The organism is Chelativorans sp., from assembly GCF_031180965.1.
Lineage (GTDB): Bacteria > Pseudomonadota > Alphaproteobacteria > Rhizobiales > Rhizobiaceae > Chelativorans.
Map to the genome: position 1 here is coordinate 1 of NZ_JAPSLH010000031.1, position 15,380 is coordinate 15,380.

Below are 15,380 nucleotides of genomic sequence, written 5' to 3' on the forward strand. Positions count from 1 at the left end.
CGACAGCGTCACCGACATGATGGTGGCGACCTTGATCTCGCCTCCCTTCACCACCGGCCGCTCCTCGCCGGCGCCGACGGCCAGGATCGTCGCATGCGGCGGGTTGATGACGGCGGCGAAATCCTTGATACCGAACATTCCGAGATTGGAGATCGCCGCCGAGCCGCCCTGATATTCCTCCGGCTTCAGCTTGCGGTTGCGGGCGCGCGACGCGAGGTCTTTCATCTCGTTGGAGATGGCCGACAGCGTCTTCTCGTCCGCCCGCCGCACGATCGGCGTGATCAGCCCGCCGGGGATCGACACGGCCACGCCGACATCGGCATGCCTGTGCCTGACCATGGCGCTTTCCGTCCAGGAGACATTGGCGTCCGGCACCGCCTTCAGCGCCATGGCGAATGCCTTGATGATCATGTCGTTGACGGAGAGCTTGTAGGCGGGCTTCTCGCCGGCCTCGGTCTTCACCATGGGCGCGGCATCGTTGAGCTGCTTGCGCAGGGTCAGCAGCGCGTCGATCTCGCAGTCAAGCGTCAGATAGAAATGCGGGATGGTGCTTTTCGCCTCGACCAGCCGGCGCGCGATGGTCCGGCGCATCGAATCATGCGGCACCAGATCGTAGGTGCCCTCCGCGTAGAGTTTCAGGATGGCGTCCCGATCCTCCCCGCCTTCGGTCGGGCCGGGGCGGGGAGGATCGGTGCGCAGCGCCGGGATGGGGGTCTCCGGCGAAGAGCTGTGAACGCCGCCACCAGCACGCGCACCCTCTGCGCGGCCCGAGGGGGTGGAACTTCCCACTGCGGCTGCTTCAACATCGGCCCTCACCACGCGCCCATGCGGGCCGGAGCCGGAGAGGCCCGAAAGCTCAATGCCATTTTCTCGGGCAAGCCGCCGCGCGAGTGGCGTGGCGCGAACCTTACCCTGGCCGTTAGGCATGGCGCCGCCTTTTTGTGGCGGGGTCATTGACTGTTCAGCGTCCGGACGGATTTCCTCCCTTGGAGGAGCAGGCACGATGGCGTCCGGCTTAGCCGCTGCCGGGTCCCGCTCGGGGGCGTTGGGCGCGGGCAGGGGAGAAGCCTCGACCGCTGCCTCGCCCTCCTCGTAGATCCAGGCCACCGCCTGTCCGACAGGGATATCCACTCCTTCCTTGCCGATGATGTTGCGGACGATGCCGGCGGCCGGCGCGTCGATCTCCATCGCCGCCTTGTCTGTCTCTATTTCGAAGAGCAGGTCGCCCTTTTTGACCGTGGCGCCCTCCTGCACGGCCCAGCGGGAGATGCGGCCGGTCGACATGTCCATATCGACCTTGGGCAGAATCACTTCGACCGGCATGGCTTCAGCGCGCTCCCCGCACGAGATCGCGGGCAGCCGCAAGAATGTTCTCCACCTGCGGCACCGTCGCGCGTTCCAGGTCCGGATTATAGGGGATCGGCGTCTCCGCTCCGCCCAGTCGCACGATCGGTGCATCGAGATAGTCGAATGCCTCGCTCTCCGCCACCATGGCGCTGATCTCGGCGCCGACGCCGAGCGTCTTCACGCCTTCGTAGACGCAAAGAAGGCGCGAGGTCTTTTTGACGCTCTCGACCACGGTCTTGCGGTCCATGGGGCGGATGGTGCGAAGGTCGATCACTTCGGCGTCGATGCCTTCGCCGGCCAGCGTGGCGGCCGCATCCAGCGCCTTCTGCACCATGATCGAGGTGGCCACGATCGTGACATCACGTCCCTCGCGCCGCACCGCCGCCTTCCCGATGGGAACGGTGTAAAAACCTTCCGGCACCTCGCCTTTCATCTTGTAGAGCAGCTTGTGCTCGAAGATCATCACCGGGTCGGGATCCTGAACCGCCGCGAGAAGCAGTCCCTTGGCGTCGTGCGGTGTCGCGGGCTGGACGACTTTGAGGCCGGGCACGTGACCGAACCATGCCTCAAGACTCTGGCTGTGCTGGGCTGCCGCCCCTGTTCCCGACCCCGCGGGAAAACGCATGACGACCGGCACCGAGACCGCGCCGCCTAGCATATAGCGCATCTTCGCCGCCTGGTTGACGATCTGCTCCATCGCGAGCGTGGCGAAATCGGAGAACTGGAACTCGAAGATGGGCCTGAGGCCCGTCACCGCCGCACCGACGGCGACGCCGGCGCCGCCCAGCTCCGAGATTGGCGTATCGATCACGCGCTCGGGGCCGAAGCGTTCGACCAGGTTGCCGGTCACCTGGAAGGCGCCGCCATACACACCGATATCCTCACCCATCAGCACGACGCGCTCGTCCGCTTCCATGGCAAGCGCCATGGCCTCCTGGATCGCCTGCGCATAGGTGAGCTCGCGCGCGCCGGTCTCGGCCTTCACCTCCACCGCCACATTCATCAGGCAAGCTCCGTATAGACGTCCTGTTCAAGATCGGCGATCTCCGGCGCCGGGCTCGCCTTCGCGTATTCGATGCCTTCCGCGATCTCGCGCTCCACGTCGGCGCGGATCGCCGCGATGCCCGCCTCGTCGATGACGCCGAACTCCCTGAGCTCCGCCTCGTAGAGGGAGATCGGATCGTGCTGCGTCATCCACTGCTCGATCTCTTCTTTGGTGCGGTAGCGGTTGCGGTCGCTCTTGGAATGGCCGCGATAGCGGTAGGTCTTGCATTCGATGAGCGTCGGCCCCTGACCCAAGCGGGCGCGTTCCACCGCCTCATTCGCCGCTTCCGCCACCTTCGACAAGATGTTCCCGTCGATAATGACGCCGGGCATGGAATAGGCGGCCGCGCGGTCAGCTATGTTCGGCACCGCGGTCGATCGGGCGACGGAGGTGGACATGCCGTAGCCGTTATTCTCACAGACAAAAACGACCGGCAGCTTCCAGATCGAGGCCATGTTCAGCGCTTCGTGGAAAGCGCCCTCATTGTTTGCCCCGTCTCCGAAGAAGGAGACCGCGACTTTGCCGGTGCCGAGTCTTTTGGCAGTCAGCGCCGCCCCGACCGCGATCGGAATGCCGCCGCCGACGATCCCGTTCGCGCCCAGATTGCCCTTGGTGACATCGGCGATGTGCATGGAGCCGCCGCGGCCGCGGCAGTAGCCGGTGGTCTTGCCGAAGAACTCGGCGAACATGCGCTTCACGTCCGCCCCCTTGGCGATGGAATGGCCGTGGCCGCGGTGCGTGGAGGTGATCTGGTCCTCGTCCGTGAGCGCCATGCAGATGCCGACGGCGCTTGCTTCCTGGCCGATGGACAGGTGCATCGTGCCGTGGATGAGCCCGCGCATGTAGCTCTCCTCAGCACCTTCTTCGAAGCGGCGGATGAGATACATTTTCCGCAGCGCCTCGCGCAGCTGCTCCGGTGTGTAGTGTCGATAGAGGAAGGGCTGATTAGCCTTGGCGGCCGTCTGGCCGCGGGCTTTCGTGCTGCGTGCCATCAAAAACTCCTATGCGCCGTAGACCAGCCTATCCTGGCGGGCCCTGAGCTCGGCGATCTTCGACCCAGCCGGCGGCGCTGCATTCTCGTAGGTGATGAGTTCGCCTTTGCGGATCGGCTTCAGAACCTGGCCGCCCTGCAGCAGGCCGCAGGGAATGGCTTTTGCTGCCCGGGCTTCCCCTACCTGCATGATCCAGGCGCGGTATGTATATTCGCCGATGGCGTCGAGCTTATCGCCGGGCTGCAAATCCTTCTTGGCGACCGCGCAAACCTCAGCGACGGGCTTCGCCAGGGGCACCATGTCCGCCTTGCCGTAAAGCGCGACCCGGGCGCAGGTGAGCGGCACTTCGAGTGAGGTGAGGTGATAGGGCCGGTGGAAGGTGAAATAGGGACCGTGGCCCATCTTCAAATCCTCCATGCGCTCGCGGATGCGCGGATGCGACATGTCGGCGATGACGAACACGCCGGGCGCCACTCCCTTGCCGATGGAGTAATCCACCACGCCGACCCTCGACAGCACTCCGCCGTCCTTCTCCGGGATCAGCGTCTTGTTGAGCTCGGAAAGGGTAGCCGCTGGACCATGCATGCCCGGCTTGTCCGGGACCAGACCCGTGGCGTTGGCGATCGCCGCCATTTCGACCATCGTCTTCGAGCCGTCGACGAATTCCACGAGCATGCGCACATTCATATTCCGCCGCTCTGCTTCCTCGGCGTAGTCGTCCGGGATGGCGTCAATGTTGAGCGGATTGTTTTTGCCTTTTCCGGCCGCAACGATCGTGTGGCCCATGGCGGAGACGAACTCAATGAGCTCCATGCAGGAGGATGGCTCGTCGCCGGCACCCAGCGAATAGATGACACCCAGCCGGTCCGCCTCGCTTTTCAGATAGGCGCCAATGGTCACATCCGCCTCGACATTCATCATGACGAGATGCTTGCCGTGCTCCATCGCGCGAAGGCCGATCTCGGCACCCACAGCCGGTACGCCAGTCGCGTCAACCACCACGTCAATCAAATCGTTTTCGATGACCTGGTTTGCGTCCTGGGTGACCGCGATCTTGCCCGCCTCGATCGCCTGTGTGACAGAGGCGGTGCTGTCCGCCGCACGCGCATGGCCGTCTTCCTGATAGGCAACTTCGACCGCCTTCAACGCCGCGTCCGGCCGCAGCTCCGAGATGGCGCCGATGCTCACGCCCTTCATGTGAGCCACGCGCGAGACGATGTCGGTGCCCATCTCGCCGCAGCCGATGAGGCCGATCCGGACAGGTTTTCCCGATTTGGCGCGCTCGTCGAGATCGCGGGCAAGGCCGGTGAGCGCAACATTGGTCGCCATGGAACACCTCCCGAAGATCACAGCGTTTTTAGACGGTTAGTGAACATATGTATTCGTGTCAATACGAATGTCTCATATATGGGCCAGCGCTGGAGGACGGCAAGACCGTCAGCGCAGCCGGCGAGACGACCGGGCCCGGTGCGACACATTTGCATGGCAGCTGTGCAAAAGAGCGCTTTAAATCCTCGCACGACCCTCCTATGTAAGCCGCGAGTTCTCGGCGGGGTTCCCCTCCTCCCGAATCCCGTCGAGCTCGGTCAGCCTATCCTCCTCCTCCCGGGCTGGCCGACCCAAAGAGCACCCGCCGGATCTCCTCCCCCGGCGGGTGCTTTTTTCATATGGCCTGAAAGAATTTTGCAGCTTAATGCGGCTGCATGCGCCTGAGCCCCTGCGGATCCTGCCCCGCGAACGCGTCCTTGCCGCGCAGCACCGACAAGCGATGGTCGAACAGCCATCCCCGGAAGGTGTCCGCGGCCAGCGGCCGGCTCAGAAGATAGCCCTGCCCGAAGTCGCAGGAGAGATCCTGGAATTTCTGGAGCGCCGAGCGGGTCTCGATCCCTTCCGCGACCACTTTCTGTCCCAATTGATGGGCAGCATCGACTGCCAGGCGCACCACCACGCCGACCTGCGGGTCGGCTTCGACCTCATGCGCGAAGCTCGCATCCAGTTTGATGACGTCCACCGGGAGCTTGGCGAGGTAGGACAGGGAACTCTGGCCGGTGCCGAAATCGTCGAGCGCAACGCCCACTCCAAGCTGGCGCAGCCGCGCCAAGCTGCGCATCGCCGCCGCGGGATCCCGCATCAGCGCATTTTCCGTCACCTCGAGCACCAGGCGCGGCGCAGGCACAGCATGATTGGACAGCAGCTTCGCGGTGGAGGCCGCAAACCGCTCATCTTCGAGATCACGGACGGAAATATTGACATAGAAGTCGAGCTCGAAACCTTCCGCCTGCCACTGCTTCATCTGCCGCAGGCTGCGGTCGATGACGAGGCGCGTCAGCTCGCCCATCAGTGCGGTCTTTTCGGCAGCCGGGATGAAATCTCCCGGGGGAATCGGGCCCAGTTCGGGGTGCTCCCACCTCAGCAGCGCTTCCGCGCCCTTACAATGGCCGGTCTTCAGATCAAGGATCGGCTGATAGTGGAGCGAGAGGCAGTTGCCGGAGCGGATCGCCTCCTGCAAGTCCGGCAGCAGGCGGAGGGTAGACTGACGCAGCCGGTCGAACCGTCCGTCATGCACCACGATCGCCTCGTTCGCCTTCTCCGCGCGGTGAAAGCAGGCGATGCTTTCGCGCGTCAGCGTTAAGGCGTCTATACCCTCCTGCGCCATCGCTATCCCCACATGGCCGCTGGAGAGCGTCGGGATACCGCCGATCTCGAAACGTTCGCCCAATGCACGCGCAAATTTGGCGCCGATCGAACGGGCTTCCTCCGCCGACCTATGGATTGTCGCGAACAGCCCGGCTCTGATGGCGAAGAGCTCGGTTTCTGGAGACAGAAGCTGCAGGAGGCGATCCGACGCGACCCTGTATAGCTGATCGGCATAGGGGTAGCCGAAGCTTAGAATAAGCTCCTCGAAGTTGCCGATTCCAACAGTGAGCGCGACGACGGGAGGATCCGACGGCCGCCGCGCGGCAAGCACGGCCTCGATCCTCTCCAGATATGCGGCTCGGTTGGGGAGGCGAGTCATACGGTCACGATAGGCCTGCCGGCTCAAGGCCTTCACCTGACGGCGCAGCAGGTCGGCAGCGATGCCGGAGAGCGCTCCGATCAGAAGGAAAAAGCTGGCTCTGACGAGCCAGTTGTGCATGCTCTGCGCGGTCCCGGATTCCACCTCCAGAGGCATCGGCGGGCCCATAAGCAGGCCAGCCGCCAGGCCGGTAAGAAGACCTCCGCGGATGCCGAAGGAGAACGCACCGATGACGATCGGCACATAGGCGAAATGGGCGTAGGAGTAGCGCGTTCCGCCCGTGGCGTAGACGATCGCGTAGGTCGCGGCAAGCGCCGCAAGAACGGTCAGGGCCGCCCAACGGCGCGTTGCCGGTCTGCTGCGCTCGGTCTCCACGAATTGAAGGAACCAGTCGCCCAGAGGATTGCGCCGCTTGAGAAACGGCGGAGTTCCTGATCTGGCCGGCTCTTCCTTCATGGTCAGGCCACTTTTTCCATAGGGTCGGTGAACACAACGCGGTTCCGCCCGGCGCGCTTTGCCGCATAAAGCCGTCTGTCGGCCAGCTCGAGGATTTCGGGGACGGTAGCAAGCTCCTCGCCGAGCGGAGCTCCGCCGATGCTTACGCTGAGGCCCGGCGCCCCCGACACCGGCACGGGCCACGGGATGGACTCCACCCGCTGCCGGATCTTCTCGGCTATATCGGCCGCATGGGCCGGCGACACGTCCTTGAGCAGCACCGCGAACTCCTCCCCGCCAATGCGTCCCACCACGTCCCCGCCGCGGACGGACTGGCGAACCGCGCGGGCGATCTCGACCAGTGCGTCGTCGCCTCTGAGGTGCCCCAGGCGGTCGTTGATCTGCTTGAAATGGTCGGCATCGATAAGCAGCAGCACGTCGCGCTGCTGGCCGCGGTGGGCGGCTTCCAGATGCTCTATGAACCGCTCGCGATTGGGCAGCCCCGTCATCCGGTCGTGATTGGCCGTATACACCATGATCTCATGCGCCAGCCTGAGCTGCCGGTAAGATTCCTGCATTTCCTCATTGATAGCTGTGATTCTCTGATTCGCTTCCTTCAATCTTTCCGATTGGGAAAAGAGGTAGCACAGGATCGGCATGCCCACGGCAATCGGGATGGCGAAGCATTCGATCAGGTCAACATGTGTGAAGGGGATGCCGGTGATCGCCCGCTCGATCAGGAATACCCCGTAGGTGGCGGCTATGGCGAGGGCGGTTACAGCCGACGCTTTGCCGAGGATCGCTCTGCTCGGATTCGTCATGGGCACGATATATAGTCCGCCGGCGAAGGAAGATTTTATCGGTTCTTTCGAATTTTACGCGCATGCAGAACATATCGCCAGTTGTCGGGGAACATAGTGGGCGAACTCGCGTTGGCCGCACGATCCCTGGACGACAACCGATCGAATCCCATGGACGAGAGCAGGCAAGCACACCAGGCCCCCAAACCGGGCGGCGAAAAGACAGTCTGGTGGCAGCGTGGAGTGATCTATCAAATCTACCCGCGCTCGTTCCAGGATAGCAATGGCGACGGCGTCGGCGACCTGCGCGGCATAGTCGATCGGCTCGATTATCTCGCATGGCTCGGTATTGACGCGATCTGGATATCGCCGATCTTCTCCTCGCCCATGGCTGATTTCGGCTATGACATTTCCGATTACAGGAACATCGATCCCCGCTTCGGCACGCTCGAGGATTTCGACCGCCTGCTGATCGAAGCGCACCGGCGCGGCATGCGCGTGCTGCTCGACTTGGTGCCGAACCACACCTCGGACAGGCACCCCTGGTTCCTGGAGGCGCGCAGCTCCCGCGACAATCCAATGCGCGATTTCTACATATGGCGCGACCCCGGTCCGGATGGCGGCCCTCCCAACAATTGGCAGAGCGAGTTCGGCGGCGATGCGTGGGAGTGGGACGAGAGAACCGGCCAGTACTATTATCATGCCTTTCTAAAGGAGCAGCCTGACCTCAACTGGCGCAACCCACGCGTGCGCAACGAAATGTATGATGTGCTGCGCTTCTGGCTCAACCGGGGCGTCGATGGCTTCCGCGTCGACGTCATGTGGCACCTCATCAAGGACGCGGAGTTCCGCGACAACCCGCCGAACCCCGACTGGACGGACGGCATGCCGCCGCACAAGAGGGTGCTGCCGATCTACTCCTGTGACCAGCCGGAGGTCCATGAAGTTGTCTCGGAAATGCGGGCGGTCCTCGAGGAATATGGAGACGACCGCCTGCTGATCGGCGAAATCTATCTGCCGCTCGCCCGGCTCGTCGCCTATTACGGCCGCGATCTGCGCGGCGCGCATCTGCCATTCAATTTCCATCTGATCCAGGCGCAGTGGGATGCCCGCCACATAGAGCGGCAGATTCTCGAATACGAGGCCGCGCTTCCCGAGGGCGGCTGGCCCAATTGGGTTTTGGGCAACCACGACAAGCCGCGCATCGCCGCCCGCGTGGGCCGCGAACAGGCCCGTGTCGCGGCCGTGATGCTCCTCACGCTGCGCGGGACGCCCACGATCTATTACGGCGACGAGATCGCCATGACGGACGTGTCGATACCGCCCGAGCAGGTGCAGGATCCCTTCGAGCTAAGAGTCCCTGGGCAAGGTTTTGGGCGCGATCCTCAGCGCACGCCCTTGCAGTGGGACGGCTCCGCAAAAGCGGGCTTCACCACGGGCTCGCCCTGGCTCCCGATCGCGCCCGATGTAGCGGAATATAACGTGGAGGCGGAGCGGAGCGATCCCAGCTCGATGCTGACGCTCTACCGCAGGCTGCTGGCCTTGCGGCGGAAGAGCAAGGCGCTGACCATCGGCCGGTACGCCACGGTCGAGGCTGCGGGCAGCTTGCTCGCTTATCTGCGCGAGACGGAGGAGGAGCGCCTTCTCGTGGTCCTGAATTTGGGCCCCGAGCCGGCGGACCTGGTGCTGCCCGGGCCTTGCCGGATCGTGCTCAGCACCGCCGGAGAAGGAGAAGAGGAGCGCATCGAGGGAACGCTTCGCCTCAAGGGGAATGAAGCCGTGCTGGCGGAAATGGCGGGGTAGTCGCGTCGCGCAAAACGGCTCGGGCCGTCATTGGAGGAATTTCGCAATGGCAAGACGAGGCATCGAAGGCGAAAAGCGGCAGGTGGTTGTGATCACCGGTGCTTCCGCCGGTGTTGGGCGAGCCACGACGCAGCGCTTCGCCAAAACGGGTGCGGCGGTCGCGCTCCTAGCCCGCGACGAAGCCGCACTTCAGGAGACGCGGAAAGAGGTCGAGGCTCGCGGCGGGACGGCCATGGTGATCCCGCTGGATGTGGCGGATCCTGAGGCGGTCTTTGCCGCCGCGCGCGACGTGGAGGAGACGCTCGGTCCGATCGATGTTTGGGTCAACAACGCCATGGCGACAATGTTCGCGCCCCTTTCGGCCATCACTCCGGAGGAATTCCGCCGCATCACTGAAACCACTTATCTGGGCTTCGTCCATGGCACCATGGCCGCGCTTGAGCATATGCGCCGGCGCAACCGCGGCGTGATCGTGCAGGTGGGCTCAGCTCTTGCTTATCGCGGAATTCCCTTGCAGTCGGCCTATTGCGGGGCAAAACACGCCATCCGCGGCTTTACGGACTCGCTTCGCTGCGAGCTGATCCATGAAAAGAGCCGCATTAAGCTGACGATGGTGCATCTGCCGGCGATCAACACGCCGCAGTTCGATTGGGCGCGGACGCGCCTTCCAAACGAGCCCCGTCCGGTCGCGCCGGTTTTCCAGCCCGAGGTCGCCGCTGAGGCCATTTTCGAGGCTGCCCGCCATCCGCGGCGCGAGGTGTGGCTCGGATCGAGCACGGCACAAGTGATCCTCGGAGACGCCGTCGTCCCTTGGTTCCTCGACCGCTTCCTCGCCCGCACCTGTTTCGAGGGTCAGCAAAGGGAAACGCCGTTGCCCCCCGGCCGCACCGACAACCTGTTCCACCCGGTCCATGACCCTCACCGCACGCACGGCTCCTTCGACCGGGAGGCGGCGGGTTCCGCCCCGGCGCTCTCAGGCAACGCCGTCCGGCTTGCGACCGCCGTGGCAGGCTTCGGTGTGGCGATGATCGCGGGAATGCTGACGCGCAGCCTTTTGCCCTCTAGGCGCGTGCGGGCGAGACGCCGCTGAGTCGATCGGCTCTCCCGCGTCATCCCGCGGATTAGGTTGGAACAATCCCCTTGAGGCGCGGTTCGGCGCGCATGTGGCGAGCACGTCCACCAAGGAGCATTCCAAATGCATCATCGATATCACAATCACGGTAACAGCCGTGCGCTTGCAGCAGGCATGCTGGGCATTGCGGCGGGCGCCGCCATCCTGATGGCCGCGCGCAGCATGATGAGAGACAGGAGCGGCGTGCAGCTGGAGGATGCATCCGGCCAGTCCTCGCGCAACAGGTATCGCGGGCGCTGGCGGGAAGGCGCCGTCGTCGGCCGGACCATAACTGTCAATCGGCCACGCGAGGAGGTCTATACCCGCTGGCGCGACTTCACCCGCTTCCCCGAATTCATGGAGAATGTCCGCTCGGTGACGATGATCGACCAGACCCGTTCGCATTGGGTGGTCGAGGCCCCGGCCGGCACCACGGTCGAATTCGAGACCAGGATCACCGAGGATCGCCCGAACGAACTCATCGCCTGGGAATCGGACGAGAACGCGGAAGTCCGCAACAGCGGGCGCGTCACTTTCCGCGATGCGCCGGGTGGCCGTGGCACGCAGATCGAGGCCGTGATCGCCTACGACCCGCCGGGCGGGACGGTTGGGCGCATGGCCGCAAAACTCTTCCAGAAGGAGCCAAATATCCAGGTGCGGCGCGAGCTCAAGCGCTTCAAGCAGCTGATGGAGACCGGCGAGATCCCGGCGTAGGGCCCGCCGGGCCTGCGCCTTCGCAGGGAACGGTAGGCACAACCTCGCTAGCCGCCCGAACGAGGGCGAGGCAAGCAAGATTCTCCTCAAAACCGGGACGGGAGGAAAGTGATGGCTGAAAAATTCGGTCTTGCGGTCGTCACCGGCGCGTCCACCGGCATCGGGTACGAGTTGGCAAGATGTTGTGCGGAGGCCGGCTACGATCTTGTTGTCGCAGCCGATGAGCCGGAGATCGTCCGCGCCGCGGACGACTTTCGCGCGCTGGGCGTTCAGGCCGAGGCGGTCGAGGCGGATCTCGCCACGGCGGAGGGCGTCGAGAAGCTTTATGTGGCGCTTGCCGGCCGCCCGGTCGAGCTGCTGCTGGCCAATGCCGGGCGCGGCCTCGGTCACGCCTTTCTCGATCAGGAGGTGGCCGACATCCGCCGCGTGATCGATACGAACATCACCGGCACGATCCTTCTCGTTCACCGGATCGGCCGCGACATGCGGCTGCAGAACCGCGGCCGCATTCTCTTCACCGGTTCGATAGCCGGGTTCATGCCCGGCAGTTTTCAGGCCGTCTACAACGCCAGCAAGGCTTTCATCGACAGTTTCTCCTGGGCGCTGCGCAATGAATTGAAGGATACGGACGTCACCGTCACCTGCCTCATGCCGGGGCCGACCGATACGGAATTCTTCGAGCGCGCGGATATGACCGACACGAAAGTGGGGTCCGATCCCAGCAAGATGGACGATCCGGCCAAGGTGGCGCGCATCGGCTTCGACGCAATGATGAAGGGCGAGGCCGGTGTTGTTACCGGCTTCTCGAACAAGATCCAGGCCGCCATGGCGCATCTTCTGCCCGCCGGGATGGTAGCCGAGCAGCACCGCAAGCTGGCCGAACCGGGCAGCGGAAAAAGCCAATGAGGCGGCTCGCGGCCTTCAGATAGGATGGCTTTGCCAGCCCCCTTTTAGCTACTTTACTTCCCCAAGATGCCCGCTCATTGTAGCGGCAAACACGCGTTGGTATTGCCCGGCAATGGGATCGCCGCTCGGAAAGATCCGACGGCGTGTGGGGGTGCCGAATCGATGCGCTTTTTGACGCAGATTGCCGCGATGGCGATCGTCCTCTTCGCGCGCCTCATCACGGCGGTGCGCGGCATCTGGCAGGGAGCCGAGCCGGTCCCGCGGCAACGCATCTATTTTGCCAATCACGCCAGCCACGGCGATTTTATCCTGATCTGGACCGTGCTGCCGCCCAGGCTTCGGCGCAGCACGCGGCCGGTGGCCGGGGCCGACTACTGGCTGAAGACTTCGCTTCGGCGCTTCATCGGCTGCGACGTTTTCAAGGCTGTGCTGATCGACCGCAACCGGGAAAGCCGCGAACGCGACCCGATCGAGGTCATGGTCGAGGCGCTGGACGGCGGTGCGTCGCTGATCGTGTTTCCAGAGGGCACCCGGAACGGGACGGACGCGCCCCTGCTGCCGTTCAAGAGCGGTCTCTACCACCTCGCCAAGGCTCGGCCCACCGTTGAGCTCGTGCCGGTCTGGATCGACAATCTGAACCGCGTCATGCCGAAGGGCGAATTCGTGCCGGTGCCGCTTATCTGCACGGTCACCTTCGGGGCGCCCGTGCGGGTCGATTCATCCGAAGACAAGGAAGCCTTCCTTGAAAGGGCGCGGAACGCGCTGCTCGCGCTCTCGCCCAAATCCTCGGAGGTTCGGGCATGAACCAGACCCATGTTCATCTCCTGACGCTGCTGGCCGGCATTGCGGGGATGCTCATGGCGGCCTCCGCCGCCGGATTTGTCCTGCAGCGCCGGCTTTCTCCGGACGGCTCCAATGCGGTGATCGAGAACCTCAACGCCCGCATCAAGGCGTGGTGGGCCATGGTGATCCTAATCGCGCTTGCCTTCCTCGGCGGCCGGGCGGGCGTCATTCTGCTTTTTGCCTTGTGCTCCTTCGCGGCGCTGCGCGAGTTCGTCACGCTGACCAATGCGCGCCGCGCCGATCACTGGGCGCTTGCGGCCGCCTTCTTCGTCATTCTGCCCGTGCAGTACTACCTCGTCTGGGTCGACTGGTACGGGCTCTATTCGATCTTCATCCCTGTCTACGCGTTTCTTCTGCTGCCGATCGTTTCGGCGCTGCGCGGCGATACGGACCGATACCTGATCCGCATCGCTGAGGTACAGTGGGCCTTGATGATCTGCGTCTTCTGCGTCTCCCACGTGCCGGCGCTGCTCAGCCTTCAGATCCCCGGTTATGAGGGGCGCAACGTGCTCCTCATCGCCTTCCTCGTCGTCGTGGTGCAGCTGAGCGACGTGCTCCAATACGTCTGGGGCAAGCTTCTGGGACGCCGCAAGATCGCGCCCCTGCTTTCTCCCTCGAAAACCGTCGAGGGCTTTTTTGGCGGCGTGGCCAGCGCCACGATCATCGGCGCCGGCTTGTGGTGGATGACGCCCTTCGCCCCGCTTCAGGCGGGCAGTCTCGCCCTCATCGTCGCGCTGATGGGTTTCTTCGGCGGGTTGGTGATGTCGGCCATAAAGCGCGACCGCGGGGTGAAGGATTGGGGACACCTCATTGCCGGCCATGGCGGTTTCATCGATCGGCTGGACTCGGTGATCTTCTCCGCGCCCATCTTCTTTCACATTGTCCGTTACTGGTGGTCGCTGACATGAGCCGGCATGGCGCCCTCGGGGATCTCGCTCCTGCGCGCCCCAGGCAGGAGGAAGGCTGACATGATGGAGGATGCGAGTCGGCGGCCGCTGGCGAGCCGCGATACCGGATGGGCAAGGGCGCTGACGCGTCTCCTGGCCCGCACCTCCGTCACGCCGAACCAGATTTCAGCAGCAAGCATACTCATGGCCGCCCTATCCGGCGGCGCCTTATGGCTCGCCGGTTCCGCGGAAGGCGGGGCGCGCATCGCGCTGCTTCTTTGCGGAGCGGCCTTCTGCCAACTCCGGCTGCTCTGCAACCTGCTCGATGGCATGGTGGCCATAGAGGCGGGCAAGCGGTCGCCGGACGGCGCATTCTGGAACGAGTTCCCGGACCGCGTCGCCGACATCCTGATCCTGTCCGGCCTGGGCTACGGCATCGGTCTGCCTGCGCTCGGCTGGGCCGCCGCGGCGTTCGCGGTGCTCACCGCCTATGTGCGCGAACTTGGCCACGCATCGGGGGCGGCGCCGGACTTCTCCGGTCCCATGGCCAAGCCGCACCGGATGGCTGCCGTCACTGGCGGGGCCTTGCTGTCGCTGTTCGAGCCGCTCTGGGATGGGCGGAACCAGGTGCTCACCATCGTTCTATGGCTCATCGTCGCCGGCACGATGTTCACAGTCCTGCGGCGTTCGTTCCGATTGCTCGCGCATTTTAGAAGGCCGGCCGACTAGCATATCCGTGGTTCACTCGTCCGATACTCGATAGTTTATCCTTCACTGACTGTCAGCAAAGTCAGTCAATACTCGCGGACGTGACCTTCCAATCGCCTCTTTCTCGCCTTTCTCCTTCCGTTTTGACGCCCCATTCTTCGGACAGAAGCCCGCCAAACACAACAAGAACGGGGTTGGGTGATGATCCGATCATGCGCGAGCGCCAAGCTCGCTTTGGGCTTCCTTGCGTCAATTTTCCTCTCCGGTCCGGCCGCTGCCGACATGATTCCCGTACCGCAGCCGCGGTCGGAGGCCGCGCCGGACTTCCGCAGCTACGAAAAAGAAATCGGCTGTCTCGCCACGGCCATCTACTTCGAGGCGAGAAGCGAGCCGCCGGCGGGCCAGTGGGCGGTTGCGCAGGTGATCCTCAACCGGCTCGAGAGCGACTTCTACCCGAAATCGGTGTGCGGGGTCGTGTACCAGAACGACCATCTGAAGAATGCCTGCCAATTCTCCTTCGCCTGCGACGGCATTCCTGACCGGATCGAGGAGCCTTACGCATTCAGGATCGCCGAGCTGATCGCCAGGAACAGCTTCGAATGCGAGCAGACCAGGTGCGGGGCGGGCGACCCGCTCGCGCGCTCCACCCATTACCATGCCGACTATGTGAGCCCCTGGTGGGCCCAGAAGCTGGAGCGCACCGGCAAGGTCGGGCGGCACATCTTCTACTACACCGCTTCCATGTAGCCGCGGCGGAGCGCCTCCGCGGCGCT

At 64.1% G+C, this 15,380-nt stretch carries 14 protein-coding genes; 8 read left to right on the top strand and 6 right to left on the bottom strand.

The genetic code is table 11. The features are described from left to right. From RIN79_RS18260 to RIN79_RS18285, 6 genes are all read right to left on the bottom strand, one after another. Nucleotides 1-1,323 (bottom strand): dihydrolipoamide acetyltransferase family protein (locus RIN79_RS18260; RefSeq protein ID WP_309086119.1); only part of this gene is annotated, 1,323 nt, incomplete at its 3' end. 4 nt (nucleotides 1,324-1,327) lie between these two features. Beyond that, nucleotides 1,328-2,350, bottom strand: a complete 1,023-nt coding sequence (locus RIN79_RS18265) for an alpha-ketoacid dehydrogenase subunit beta (protein WP_309086120.1) — start codon at nucleotides 2,348-2,350, stop codon at nucleotides 1,328-1,330. Then, a complete protein-coding gene (locus tag RIN79_RS18270) occupies nucleotides 2,350-3,384 on the bottom strand; it encodes a thiamine pyrophosphate-dependent dehydrogenase E1 component subunit alpha (protein ID WP_309086121.1) in 1,035 nt (344 codons plus the stop codon). Before RIN79_RS18270 ends, RIN79_RS18265 begins: the two co-directional genes overlap by 1 nt. A 9-nt stretch (nucleotides 3,385-3,393) precedes the next feature. After that, nucleotides 3,394-4,713: an NAD(P)H-dependent oxidoreductase gene (locus RIN79_RS18275; protein WP_309086122.1), complete on the bottom strand. Its 1,320-nt coding sequence runs from the start codon at nucleotides 4,711-4,713 to the stop codon at nucleotides 3,394-3,396. Nucleotides 4,714-5,074: 361 nt separating this feature from the next. After that, the gene (locus tag RIN79_RS18280; protein ID WP_309086123.1) at nucleotides 5,075-6,856 is read right to left on the bottom strand and encodes a GGDEF domain-containing phosphodiesterase; all 1,782 of its coding nucleotides are present in this window, start codon (nucleotides 6,854-6,856) and stop codon (nucleotides 5,075-5,077) included. Between the two features lie 2 nt (nucleotides 6,857-6,858). Beyond that, on the bottom strand, nucleotides 6,859-7,656 hold the full coding sequence (locus RIN79_RS18285; RefSeq protein WP_309086157.1) for a GGDEF domain-containing protein: 798 nt from the start codon (nucleotides 7,654-7,656) through the stop codon (nucleotides 6,859-6,861). A 150-nt stretch (nucleotides 7,657-7,806) separates the two neighbouring features. On the opposite strand from RIN79_RS18285, the gene RIN79_RS18290 reads away from it, so the two are divergent. From RIN79_RS18290 to RIN79_RS18325, 8 genes are all read left to right on the top strand, one after another. Further along, nucleotides 7,807-9,438, top strand: a complete 1,632-nt coding sequence (locus RIN79_RS18290; protein ID WP_309086158.1) for an alpha-amylase family glycosyl hydrolase — start codon at nucleotides 7,807-7,809, stop codon at nucleotides 9,436-9,438. Between the two features lie 46 nt (nucleotides 9,439-9,484). Continuing rightward, the gene (locus RIN79_RS18295; RefSeq protein WP_309086124.1) at nucleotides 9,485-10,528 is read left to right on the top strand and encodes an SDR family oxidoreductase; all 1,044 of its coding nucleotides are present in this window, start codon (nucleotides 9,485-9,487) and stop codon (nucleotides 10,526-10,528) included. A gap of 105 nt (nucleotides 10,529-10,633) precedes the next feature. Beyond that, nucleotides 10,634-11,263: an SRPBCC family protein gene (locus tag RIN79_RS18300; protein WP_309086125.1), complete on the top strand. Its 630-nt coding sequence runs from the start codon at nucleotides 10,634-10,636 to the stop codon at nucleotides 11,261-11,263. A gap of 111 nt (nucleotides 11,264-11,374) precedes the next feature. Next, nucleotides 11,375-12,169: an SDR family NAD(P)-dependent oxidoreductase gene (locus RIN79_RS18305; RefSeq protein WP_309086126.1), complete on the top strand. Its 795-nt coding sequence runs from the start codon at nucleotides 11,375-11,377 to the stop codon at nucleotides 12,167-12,169. Between the two features lie 162 nt (nucleotides 12,170-12,331). Further along, complete coding sequence (locus RIN79_RS18310) at nucleotides 12,332-12,973, top strand: lysophospholipid acyltransferase family protein (RefSeq protein ID WP_309086127.1); 642 nt, start codon at nucleotides 12,332-12,334, stop codon at nucleotides 12,971-12,973. After that, nucleotides 12,970-13,920, top strand: a complete 951-nt coding sequence (locus RIN79_RS18315; RefSeq protein WP_309086128.1) for a phosphatidate cytidylyltransferase — start codon at nucleotides 12,970-12,972, stop codon at nucleotides 13,918-13,920. The genes RIN79_RS18310 and RIN79_RS18315 overlap by 4 nt, the downstream gene beginning before the upstream one ends. Nucleotides 13,921-13,980: 60 nt before the next feature. After that, the gene (locus RIN79_RS18320; RefSeq protein WP_309086130.1) at nucleotides 13,981-14,628 is read left to right on the top strand and encodes a CDP-alcohol phosphatidyltransferase family protein; all 648 of its coding nucleotides are present in this window, start codon (nucleotides 13,981-13,983) and stop codon (nucleotides 14,626-14,628) included. A gap of 180 nt (nucleotides 14,629-14,808) precedes the next feature. Beyond that, nucleotides 14,809-15,354: a cell wall hydrolase gene (locus RIN79_RS18325; protein ID WP_309086131.1), complete on the top strand. Its 546-nt coding sequence runs from the start codon at nucleotides 14,809-14,811 to the stop codon at nucleotides 15,352-15,354. Nucleotides 15,355-15,380: the final 26 nt, after the last annotated feature.

What these genes read in the sequence shown, in the direction of transcription:
- RIN79_RS18310 (WP_309086127.1), top strand. Translation starts at nt 12,332, where the DNA reads ATGCGCTTTTTGACGCAGATTGCCGCGATGGCGATCGTCCTCTTCGCG.
- RIN79_RS18315 (WP_309086128.1), top strand. Translation starts at nt 12,970, where the DNA reads ATGAACCAGACCCATGTTCATCTCCTGACGCTGCTGGCCGGCATTGCG.
- RIN79_RS18290 (WP_309086158.1), top strand. Translation starts at nt 7,807, where the DNA reads ATGGACGAGAGCAGGCAAGCACACCAGGCCCCCAAACCGGGCGGCGAA.
- RIN79_RS18275 (WP_309086122.1), bottom strand. Translation starts at nt 4,713, where the DNA reads ATGGCGACCAATGTTGCGCTCACCGGCCTTGCCCGCGATCTCGACGAG.
- RIN79_RS18285 (WP_309086157.1), bottom strand. Translation starts at nt 7,656, where the DNA reads ATGACGAATCCGAGCAGAGCGATCCTCGGCAAAGCGTCGGCTGTAACC.
- RIN79_RS18270 (WP_309086121.1), bottom strand. Translation starts at nt 3,384, where the DNA reads ATGGCACGCAGCACGAAAGCCCGCGGCCAGACGGCCGCCAAGGCTAAT.
- RIN79_RS18320 (WP_309086130.1), top strand. Translation starts at nt 13,981, where the DNA reads ATGATGGAGGATGCGAGTCGGCGGCCGCTGGCGAGCCGCGATACCGGA.
- RIN79_RS18325 (WP_309086131.1), top strand. Translation starts at nt 14,809, where the DNA reads ATGATCCGATCATGCGCGAGCGCCAAGCTCGCTTTGGGCTTCCTTGCG.
- RIN79_RS18295 (WP_309086124.1), top strand. Translation starts at nt 9,485, where the DNA reads ATGGCAAGACGAGGCATCGAAGGCGAAAAGCGGCAGGTGGTTGTGATC.
- RIN79_RS18300 (WP_309086125.1), top strand. Translation starts at nt 10,634, where the DNA reads ATGCATCATCGATATCACAATCACGGTAACAGCCGTGCGCTTGCAGCA.
- RIN79_RS18280 (WP_309086123.1), bottom strand. Translation starts at nt 6,856, where the DNA reads ATGAAGGAAGAGCCGGCCAGATCAGGAACTCCGCCGTTTCTCAAGCGG.
- RIN79_RS18265 (WP_309086120.1), bottom strand. Translation starts at nt 2,350, where the DNA reads ATGAATGTGGCGGTGGAGGTGAAGGCCGAGACCGGCGCGCGCGAGCTC.
- RIN79_RS18305 (WP_309086126.1), top strand. Translation starts at nt 11,375, where the DNA reads ATGGCTGAAAAATTCGGTCTTGCGGTCGTCACCGGCGCGTCCACCGGC.